The organism is Thalassotalea sediminis, assembly GCF_030295915.1.
In the GTDB taxonomy this organism is placed as follows: domain Bacteria; phylum Pseudomonadota; class Gammaproteobacteria; order Enterobacterales; family Alteromonadaceae; genus Thalassotalea_C; species Thalassotalea_C sediminis.
In genome coordinates this window covers 3,357,699-3,368,749 of the sequence record NZ_AP027361.1, presented here as the reverse complement: position 1 = coordinate 3,368,749, position 11,051 = coordinate 3,357,699, and the positions used below count along the sequence as shown (strand labels likewise).

Here is an 11,051-nt window from a genome sequence, read left to right as displayed (position 1 = left end):
GTTTTATTGAACTTACAAATAGTCAGCCAATATTAGCGTATTAGGGCAATTTCTATTTCTTTAAGTACTGGGGTAGTATTTAATGAAATAGGCATTAACGTTAGGCAAATAGGTAATTCGATGTTTGAACAAAAAAAACAAGTCAACTCAATTGTTATTGTTGGTGGAGGAACCTCAGGTTGGATGACTGCAGCGGCATTGAGCCACTATTTTGCCAATGAAAAGGTGAAAATTACTCTGGTTGAATCTTCACAGATTGGCACTATTGGTGTTGGAGAAGCGACAATACCCACGTTAAGACGTTTTTACGGTAAATTAGGCTTGTCAGATCTCGATGTCTTAAAAGCTACGGCTGCAACATGCAAACTGGGCATTGAATTTAAGGATTGGCACAAACTAGATAGTTCATTTATTCACCCTTTTGGCATTTATGGGCAAGGTACGAAAGAAGTCGATTTTCATCATTACTGGTTGCGTCAAAGGCAAGTGGATAATGTTTACCCACTAGCAGATTTTTCTTTAGGTGTTCAGCTCGCAAAAGACAATAAATTTGCAGTACCAACTACAAACCCTGAAAGCCAACTTGAAATTTTTGACTGGGCTTTACACTTTGATGCTGCGTTATTTGCAAAATTAATGCGGGAATATTCAGAAAATAATGGAACAACATTAATCGATGGTAAAATTGATGAAGTTTCAACGCGTAATGATAATGGAGACATTAAATCTGTTTTGCTAGAAGATGGCACTGAAATAGAAGGTGATCTTTTTATTGATTGTTCAGGTTTTCAGGGTCTACTGATTAACAAAACGCTCAACATTGGATATGAAAACTGGAGCAAATGGTTGTTTTGTGATCGAGCATTTGCGGTACAGAGTGAATCTGTAATGGCACCAAATGCTCGCACAGTATCCAAAGCACATAAAGCCGGTTGGCAATGGAAAATACCCTTGCAGCACAGACAAGGAAATGGCCATGTTTTTGCTAGCCAATATATAGATGAACAAGCGGCACTTGATACTTTATTATCAAATATTGATGGTAAGCTATTACATGAACCTCGTACTTTTAATTTTACTCCGGGCCGACGTGAAAAAGCTTGGTATAAAAACTGCGTAGCAATAGGGCTATCATCTGGATTCTTAGAGCCGCTGGAATCAACCAGTATTGCTTTAGTAGAAACGGCAATTGAAAAATTAATTGGCTCTTTGCATGGTGCATGTTATGACCAAACTAAGGTAGATCTGTTTAACCAAAAAACAGCGTTAGAGTATGAGCGAGTACGAGATTTCATTATATTGCATTACAAAGCGAGTAAACGCGATGATTCAGCGTTTTGGCGAGATTGCCAACAGCTGCAATTACCCGATACACTGCAAGAAAAAATAGATATCTTTCTGTCAACAGGAGAGTTAAAGCGGTATCCGTTTGAAATTTTTGGCAAAGATAGCTGGCTAGCTATATTTGATGGTTTTGAAATGTACCCGAAAGCTTATGACAAAAAGGCAGACAACATGCCGTTAGAGTATTTAAATAAAAACTTACATTACATGCGACATCGTGTACAACATTCGGCTAACAACGCCTTGCCCCATGGTATATTTTTGAAAAAATATTGCCATTTTGAAGCAAAAGAACAGTCATAATCGTTTTCACTGGAAATAACATGAATAAAACAGAAAACCCACTCAGTAAGATTGTCATTGTTGGAGGAGGTACCTCAGGTTGGATTGCCGCCGCAACACTAGCGCATGGCTTTAAAAACTCAGATCTTGAGATTGAGTTAGTTGAATCTGAACAAATTGGCACAATAGGCGTAGGTGAAGCAACAATTCCTTCATTGCTGATTGTATTAAATAGCCTTGGTATTAATTTAGATGACTTTATCAAGGAAACGCAGGGCAGTTTTAAACTCGGTATTCAGTTTGAAGATTGGTATGCAAAAGGAGATAGTTATTTTCACCCTTTCGGCAGCATAGGAAAACCAATAGCCGGGTTTGACTTTTTTCAATGTTGGCTGAAATCTAAAGCTGAAGGAGATCCTACACCACTTATGGCTCACTCTCCTGAATATGTATTATCGGAGAGAAATAAGTTTTTCTTACCGTTTGAGGCTCGAAATACACCACTGGAACGCATTTTTTATGCTTTACACCTTGATTCTACACTTGCGGGTAAGTACTTAAGAAAATTTGCAGAAAATTTGGGTGTCAAAAGAACCGAAGGCTTGATTAAATCTGTAGCACAAAATGAAGAAGGTTATATTGAGTCCGTAACATTAGATGATAATTCGCAAATAAGTGGTGACTTTTTTATTGATTGTTCAGGCTTTAAAGGCCTACTTATAGAACAAACTTTGAATGCTGGGTATGATGATTGGTCTCACTATTTACCGTGTAACCGGGCCGTTACAGTACAAACCGAAAAAACGGGTGAAACAAAACCCTATACTGTATCAACAGCCAAAGAGGCTGGGTGGACATGGCGTATCCCCTTGCAACATCGCACCGGTAATGGCTATGTTTTTTGTAGTAAATATATCAGTGATGAAGAGGCAACGAAAACCTTACTTGACTCAGTGGAAGGTAAACCGTTGACAGAGCCACGAATAATTCCTTTTACCACAGGGCTTCGAAAAAAGGCTTGGTATAAAAATTGTTTGGCGCTTGGTTTAGCACAGGGCTTTTTAGAGCCGCTAGAATCAACGGCAATACATCTTGTTACTAGGACACTGGCTTTTTTTATTAGGATGTTTCCCGATAAATCATGTCATCAGCAACTACAAGATGAATTTAATCGCAGAGTCAGAGTAGATTACGAAGAAATTAGAGACTTTTTAGTGTTACATTATTGCACGACTAAAAGGGAGGATACTGAGTTTTGGCGTTGGTGTCAGCAGATGAAAATACCTACCTCGCTAGAGCGTAAAATTGACTTTTATAAGGTTTCTGGTGGGTTGATCCCCGGTACCGAAGAGCTGTTTCAACCTACGAGTTGGTATGCAATATTAATGGGAATGCAAGTGATGCCCGAGCGATATAACCCCGCATTAGATACGTTGGATGCAAATAAATTAAGTTCAATATTATCACAGGGAAAGCAAGGGTTAATTCAAATTGCTGAATCACAGCCTAGCCATGATGAGTTTTTAGAAAAATACTGTCGAGCAAAGATGCCTTGATCTAAGTGGTATTGTCTGTTGCTATGCTAAGCAGTATTAAGGCAGCTCTGAAAGCTAGTTAATCCTGCTTAGCCAAGTACCATAACCTTGTAGTGAAGCAAACGTTATAATGGTCTAGCTTGGCAATGCCTTTTAATAAATTCAGTATGTGTTATAGCTTGTTTTGCAGCATTCTCTAAAGAGCCTTTCATTTGTGACAAATTCTTTATCAGTATATCTATCGAAACTTTCTCTGTTCTTTCATCAAATCGTTTAGGTATGAAGCCAAATGCGTTATACATCGTTAACCAACTAGCTGGTTCGAATGATTCGCTTTCTCTAATAATAATATGACCTCTGCTTTCGAAAACTGCTATTTTGTGAGCTAAAGAATCTGGAATGCTCATCTCTTGGCAATGTTGCCAAAAAGGTGAGTCATCGCGTTTGCTTGCTTTATAATGCAAGATTAAAAAATCTCGGATGTGAATAAGTTCATCATTATGTAGCCGGTTTACTTCATCTATATCATGTTGGTTAAAAGATGTATCTGGAAAAAACGTCAGTAGTTTATCAATGACAGATTGTATTAATGAAATACTAGTTGACTCTAAAGGCTCTAAAAATCCTGAAGATAAGCCAATAGCAACACAGTTTTTATTCCAAACTTTTTTTCTACATCCAGGTGTAAATTGAAACTTTCGAATATCTTTAATTTTTTTACCCTCGATACTCGATAGTAAAGTGCGCTCTGCTTCCTCATCAGATTGATATTTACTTGCATATATATACCCATTACCCATTCGATGCTGTAATGGGATACGCCATTGCCAGCCATAAGCTTTGGCTATTGAGCGGGTAAAAGGTGTTATCTCGCCAGATAATTCTGTTTGTACAGCCATGGCACGGTCACAAAGAAGCCAATGACTCCAATCTTCATAACCGGTTTTTAGAGCTTCTTCAATAAGTAACCCTTTAAACCCCGAACAATCAATGAATAGATCACCATTTATAATGTCGCCATTTTCAAGCGTGACTGATTTGATAAAGCCATTTTCTTGATTAAGTTCGACACTACGAATGAATGCGTCAATATGAACTACACCATGTTTGAGTGCAAAAGATTTGAGAAAATTAGCATATAACCCAGCATCAAAGTGAAGTGCATATTGATAATCTGCTAAAGGTGAGGGCGGGTTTGGATGCGGTTGCGCAAACTTTCCTTGCTTAGCTAATACCGCAGGAAAACAGTAATCTTCTATATTTAGCTGGCTTCCTTGTGCATTAACTCTATTAATGTAGTGATGAAAATCAACATTGTTAATCGGCATACCATAATCTGAAAAAGGATGAAAAAATTTTTCTCCCGGTTTATTCCAATCTTCGAACTGTATGCCGAGTTTAAAGGTCGCTTGCGTTGCTTTAATGAGTTCTAATTCATCAATACCTAGATTTTTATTGTAATTTATTATATTTGGAATTGTGGCTTCACCAACACCTACTGTGCCGACAGTCGTTGATTCTATAATCGTAATGTTAGTGTCTTTGTTCGCTAAATATTTGCTAAGACTTGCAGCAGTCATCCACCCAGCGGTACCACCCCCCACGATAACTACTTTTTTGATCGACTCTGACATATTACTTCTACTCTTTCCACTCAAGATGACACACTAACACTTTACCATGCGCAAAATTGCTTAACGGTATAAAATCAATATTGACTCAATTTATAACACAAACTTATAGCGCTGTACCTTATGTGTAAAGAAATTTTTGACAGCGCTGTCAAAATCGTTCATGTTTATATCTTCAAATAATAAAAAAATGAGTAGCAACGTGATGAAATTGACAGTGTTATCCGCAATGATTTCTGCAGCATTTGTGATGGCCGGCTGTGGAGAAACCACTACCCCAACTTCACAACAAACGCAAACGGCTGAAGTGCAAGCGACGCAAATGGGAGCCTTAACGCAACAAGACATCGATACTATTGCTGACGCATTACAAATTCAGTTTATTCTTGTAACGAACCAAGCAGGGGATAAATGCGATCCAAATAAGACTGATGGCTTGTGCTTTGAAGCACAGTTTAAGTTAACGGCAAAAGAAGATATTCCTGCATCTGGTTGGCAAATTTATTATAGCCAAATAGCACCATTACATAATGCTGACGGTAACCTGTTTACATTAGAACATTTAAATGGTGACTTGCATCGCTTAACGCCAACGGAAAAATTCGCTGGCCTCAAAAAAGGCGAAACAAAGACGGTTACCTTTAGAGCGAGTTTTTGGACGCTTGCAGAATCGGACATCATGCCAAACATGATTGTTACCGCACCTGAACTTGAACCCAGAGTAATTACGAGTACAAAGCCGACAATTGATCCAGATACTCAACTTGAAGTGCTACAACATGTTAAAAGTTACAGTGATTATGAACATCACTTTAAACGAACGCCGAGTGATAATACTCAGTGGCTAACGGCAGAAGATTTTTATCAAAGAAATAAAGTGCTTGGAGAGAAATTACTTGATGTAAGTAAAGTGATTATTCCTACCCCAAAAAACATCGTATTTCCTGAGCCTTCAGGGGCGTTGGATATTTCATCTGGCATAAATGTAGCGTTTGGAAATGTTGACAAGGAAAGCGTAATTGCTGGACTTGAGCGTCTAGCAACGCTGGGTATTAAACAATCTGAAAACGGCGCCAAAGTTAAACTATCGATTAAGCCTGATGATAGTAAAATGATCGGCAGCTATACAATGACGATTTTACAAACCGGTATTCGCATTACAGGTGTTGATGAAACCGGTGTTTTTAATGGTGTTCAATCGTTGGCAAGTTTGTTAAGTCTCGATGATAAGTCATTACCTTATGTTAGTGTTCAAGATGAGCCTTTATTTGAGTTTCGTGGCTTACTTGTTGATGTTGCGAGAAATTTTCGTGACAAAGACTTTATAATCAAACTCATGGATCAAATGGCAGCTTACAAACTTAATAAGTTGCATTTACACATGGGAGAAGATGAAGGGTGGCGGTTGGAAATTCCAGGGTTACCAGAATTAACAGAAGTTAGCAGTAAACGTTGCTTTGATATCACTGAACAGCAATGTTTAATGCCTCAATTAGGTGCCGGAGTTGATGAAAATAACATTAACAATGGTTTTTATAGTGTTAACGATTACATCGAGATCTTAAAAGCTGCAACGGCCCGTCATATTCAGGTATTACCATCACTTGATATGCCAGGTCATTCAAGAGCAGCGATTAAAGCAATGACTGCTCGATACAATAAATACATGCAATTAGAAGACAAAGAAAAAGCAGAACAATATTTATTGCATGATCCGGATGATGAAACAAAATATTCATCGGTACAGTTTTATAACGATAACACCATTAATGCTTGCCAAGAGTCTTCGTATGCTTTTGTTGAAAAAGTAATGAGTGAAGTAAAGAAGATTCATCAAGTAGCAGGGCAACCATTAACACGCTATCATATTGGTGCAGATGAAACCGCCGGTGCTTGGCTTGAATCTCCAGTTTGTAAAGCCTTTATTAAGAACAACGATAAAGGCGTCACTGACATGAAGCAACTAGGTGCCTATTTTGTTGAACGCGTTGCTAACATGATCTCTGCGATGGGAATTGAGCCCGCTGCTTGGAGTGACGGCTTAGAGCACACTAATAAAGACAACATGCCGGCAGTTGTACAAGCTAACTCTTGGGCGCACATTCCTTGGGGAGCAACTCAGTCAGTAAATGAGCTCGTCAATCGTAATTGGCAAGTCGTGATGTCGACACCTGATGTAACTTATTTTGACTTCCCTTATGAAGCGGACCCTAAAGAACACGGTTACTATTGGGCTTCTCGTCATACAAATACTGAAAAAGTTTTTCAATTTATGCCGCAAAACTTACCTGTGCATGCTGAGTTCTGGTTAGACAGGCAAGAAAACCCATTTGCAATTGATGATACCTTACAAAAGGATGAACAAGGTAAGGTCACGCACCAACCAATGGAAAAAGGGCGTAAGGTGCTGGGGATTCAAGCACAGTTATGGAGCGAAAACGTGCGCACAGATAATGTTGCTGAATATAAAATATTCCCGCGTCTGATTGCACTTGCAGAAAGGGCATGGTTTGAGCCTTCATGGGTAGTGCCGTACAATTATCAAGGTGCAAAATATTCACAATCAACGAATACATTCACTGCTGAAAAAGAAGCGGCTAGAAATAAGCAGTGGCGATTGTTTGCCAATGCGCTAGGGCAAAAAGAATTACCCAAACTTGATATAGCGGGTATGACTTACAGGCTACCAACAGCAGGTGCAAAAATAGAGCAAGGTATACTTCATGCTAATAGTGCGTTTCCTGGGTTAGTCATCGAGTTTAAAGAAGAAGGTAAAACATGGAAAACGTATCAGCAACCGACAAAAGTGTCGGGTCAAGTGCAGGTGCGTACAGTAACGAGTGACGGCACGCGAAAAAGCAGAAGCATGTTTGTATCGCCTAAGTAATATTTATGAAAGTAGCGTACTTGGTTAGTTGAGGCTATTTCTATTTGGTCTCAATTAACCACTTTTGTATGCAATGTGGTTAGTGTTAGTTTAAGGTTTTAAGATTGTTACTTGAGTGTAATTTTAAAACTGCTTTGTAATCAATGTATTGTATACTTATTCATATTTTATAGATAAAAACGTATATTTTTTATAAAAAATAAATGACAACGCTGTCATTTCTGGTTAAGATGAAATCATCTAAATAATTAAGTTTTTAATTTGTATTGATGTAGATCGGTACAAGTGTAGTAAGCATGAGGTCAAAATGCCTAGCAGCAGTGACATTAATAACACATACTTATTAGGCATTGACGGTGGTGGTAGTAAATGTAAAGCCATTATTGTTGATGCAGATAATAACGTACTTGGAGAAGGCATTTCAGGCCCAGCAAATCCTCTGCATGGTTTTGAGCAAGCAGTAAATTCTATTACTGAATCCGCTCAGCGCGCATTGGAAAACTCTGGATTAGATCTTCAATTAAAGGATTTAACCGCTGGTGTTGGATTGGCAGGTGTAAATTTACCTGCGTTATTCGAGCAAATGTCTAATTGGGCACATCCTTTTGGTCAGATGTTTTTAGCAACTGATTTATTGATAGCTTGTTTAGCCGCGCACAATGGTAGTGACGGAGCCGTTATGATCACAGGAACGGGTTCTTGTGGCTTTTCTTATGTCGATGGACATCCCTATACAATTGGTGGCCATGGCTTTCCTCATGGGGATAAAGGGAGCGGTGCATGGTTTGGCTTTCAAGCAGCAAATTATGTATTAATGTCATTAGATGGCTTAAAGGAACCTTCTTCAATTAATGAAAAATTATTGACGTTGCTTGGTATTGATAATGGTTTGGAAATGGTAGAAGTGATTGCGGGTAAACCTGCTGCGTTTTACGCGAAAATGGCAAACCTTGTTTTTGATGCCGCAGAAGAAGGCGATGCTGAAGCAATCGCAATTGTTAAAGAAGGCGCCGGTTATATTAGCGGCGTTGCAAGGCAGCTTGCTAAACAAAATCCTCCTCGCATATCACTCATTGGTGGATTAACGCCACGCATTAAGCCATGGTTGGCTAAAGATGTTAAAGACTCGCTTGCTGAGCCGCTATGCGCACCGGAAATGGGTTCAGTAATTTTTGCAAGGCAACAGCTCGCGTTGCTTTAATTTGAACAGTATTTACAAGATATAAGGTTTACACATGACACAAACGATTATGGAGCAAGAAGCTAAACAAGCTCCTTCAGTAATAGCAGCACAACTGACGGCAAACCAAGAGCTAGTAAATTCGATTGGTGCAAAGTTGCGTCAACTTAATCCAAAAATGGTAATGATCATTGGCCGAGGTTCATCAGATCATGCTGGTGTATTTGGTAAGTACTTAATTGAAATTGAAGCCGGAATCCCGACATTTGCCGCAGCGCCTTCAGTATCAAGCGTATATGGTAAGCAATTAAAACTTGATCAAGCAGTTGCAATCGTTATTTCTCAATCAGGTCGTAGCCCCGACATTATTGCTCAAGCAGAAATGGCGAAGAAAGGCGGTGCATTCGTTGTTGCTTTAGTCAATGATGAAACATCACCATTAAAAGATATTGTTGATGAGTTTTTACCACTTAAGGCAGGCGCAGAGATCTCGGTTGCCGCAACGAAAAGTTATTTGGCAACACTGTCAGCGCTATTGCAATTAACGGCGTACTGGACAGAAAACCAAGCGTTAATTGAAGCCTTAGATACATTACCAGCAGCGTTACAAACCATAATTGATTCAGAGCAACAATTAACGTCGAAATCGATAGAAGGCGTTAAGAACTTAGTTGTTTTAGGTCGTGGTTTAGGCTACGCGATTACCAAAGAAATGGCGTTGAAGCTTAAAGAAGTTGCGTCTATTCATGCAGAATCATTCAGTTCAGCAGAATTTTTACATGGTCCAGTAACGTTAGTTGAACAAGGCTTGGCAATTTTAAATGCGGCTGTTAACGATGAAAGTGCCAAATCTCACCAAGAGCAAATTGATGAAGTAGGTCAGCGTGGTGCTGATTTAGTGCATATTCGTCAAACCGATAACAATGTTCACCCTCGTTTAGCACCACTTGTAGTACTTCAACGTTTTTATTTAGATGTTGCAGAAGTTGCTGTGACACGTGGTTTTAACCCAGACGAGCCTAAAGGCCTTAAAAAGGTAACCAAGACACTATAATGACTAGTATACGCCTGCATGCACAGCAACTTTTTGATGGTCAACAAACGTTAGACAATCAAGTTCTCACTATTGTTGATGGAAAGATTACAGCGATTGATACCGATATATCAAATGTTGATGCGGTTGCTGAAGGCTTAGTTGTTCCTGGTTTTATTGATTTACAAGTCAATGGTGGTGGTGGTGTTTTATTTAATGATTCTCCCTCATTAGATAAATTAAAAACCATCATCACCGCACATGCTAAATTTGGTACTACGGGTATGTTACCAACACTGATCACAGATAAAGTTGAGGTAATGCAACGAGCCGCTGACGCTATGTCTGAAGCAATTGCACAAAAAGTACCAGGTATCTTAGGTGTTCACTTTGAAGGCCCGCACTTGTCGGTGGCTAAAAAAGGTACACATGCTGAAGAATATATTCGCCCGATAAGTGACGAAGAATGGGCTGTACTTGAACGTAAGGATATTGGTCAGATATTAGTCACCTTAGCACCAGAAACTGTAGCACCTGAAGATATTACTCGAATGGTATCGTTAGGGATTAAGGTATGTTTAGGGCATACCAATGCGAATTATCAGACAGCTCAAGCAGCTGTTGATGCTGGTGCCGATGGATTTACACATTTATATAATGCGATGTCGCCGTTACAGGGCAGAGAACCAGGCGTGACTGGCTGTGCGTTACTGAATGATAAAACAAGTTGCGGTATTATCATTGACGGTCATCATGTTGATTATACTAGCGCTAAATTAGCTTTGAAGGCGAAGCCGAAAGGTAAAATGTTTTTAGTCACGGACGCTATGTCTACTATTGGAACAGATCAAACAGAGTTTTCATTCTTTGATCGCACGGTTTACTTACGTGACGGTCGATTAACGTCGACAACGGGTGAACTTGCAGGAGCTGCGTTAGAAATGATTACCGCAGTAAATAATAGCCATCAAGGTTTAGATATAAGTTTTGAAGAAGCTGTTAGAATGGCAAGTAAGTACCCAGCAAATTATATCAACCAAACAGGTTTGCGGGGTGAATTAAAAGTCGGTCAAGCTGCTGATTTTGTAGTGTTAGATCAAGCACATGATGTATTATCAACATGGATCGCTGGTAAGCCAGTTTATATGACATAAATCTA

General features: G+C 39.2%; 7 protein-coding genes. 6 read left to right on the top strand and 1 reads right to left on the bottom strand.

All coding sequences use genetic code 11. The annotated features are described in order from the left end of the window. Positions 1-120 precede the first annotated feature (120 nt). Both QUE09_RS15335 and QUE09_RS15330 read left to right on the top strand, forming a co-directional pair. Positions 121-1,647: a tryptophan halogenase family protein gene (locus tag QUE09_RS15335; RefSeq protein ID WP_286233731.1), complete on the top strand. Its 1,527-nt coding sequence runs from the start codon at positions 121-123 to the stop codon at positions 1,645-1,647. Between the two features lie 20 nt (positions 1,648-1,667). Then, positions 1,668-3,182 carry a tryptophan halogenase family protein gene (locus QUE09_RS15330; RefSeq protein WP_286233730.1) on the top strand — a complete coding sequence of 505 codons (1,515 nt, stop codon included), beginning with the start codon at positions 1,668-1,670 and terminating at the stop codon, positions 3,180-3,182. Between the two features lie 104 nt (positions 3,183-3,286). Here QUE09_RS15330 and QUE09_RS15325 read toward each other — a convergent pair whose 3' ends face one another. After that, a complete protein-coding gene (locus tag QUE09_RS15325; RefSeq protein ID WP_286233729.1) occupies positions 3,287-4,795 on the bottom strand; it encodes a tryptophan halogenase family protein in 1,509 nt (502 codons plus the stop codon). A 202-nt stretch (positions 4,796-4,997) separates the two neighbouring features. Here QUE09_RS15325 and QUE09_RS15320 point away from each other — a divergent pair, with 202 nt between their 5' ends. The 4 genes from QUE09_RS15320 to nagA all read left to right on the top strand — a co-directional run bounded on the left by QUE09_RS15320 (position 4,998) and on the right by nagA (position 11,046). Further along, positions 4,998-7,679: a beta-N-acetylhexosaminidase gene (locus tag QUE09_RS15320; protein WP_286235949.1), complete on the top strand. Its 2,682-nt coding sequence runs from the start codon at positions 4,998-5,000 to the stop codon at positions 7,677-7,679. Positions 7,680-7,986: 307 nt separating this feature from the next. After that, complete coding sequence (gene nagK / locus QUE09_RS15315; RefSeq protein ID WP_286233728.1) at positions 7,987-8,880, top strand: N-acetylglucosamine kinase; 894 nt, start codon at positions 7,987-7,989, stop codon at positions 8,878-8,880. 34 nt (positions 8,881-8,914) lie between these two features. Continuing rightward, on the top strand, positions 8,915-9,913 hold the full coding sequence (gene nagB-II, locus QUE09_RS15310) for a glucosamine-6-phosphate deaminase NagB-II (RefSeq protein WP_286233727.1): 999 nt from the start codon (positions 8,915-8,917) through the stop codon (positions 9,911-9,913). Continuing rightward, positions 9,913-11,046 (top strand): N-acetylglucosamine-6-phosphate deacetylase, encoded by a 1,134-nt coding sequence (nagA, locus tag QUE09_RS15305; RefSeq protein WP_286233726.1) that lies wholly within the window; start codon positions 9,913-9,915, stop codon positions 11,044-11,046. Before nagB-II ends, nagA begins: the two co-directional genes overlap by 1 nt. Positions 11,047-11,051: the final 5 nt, after the last annotated feature.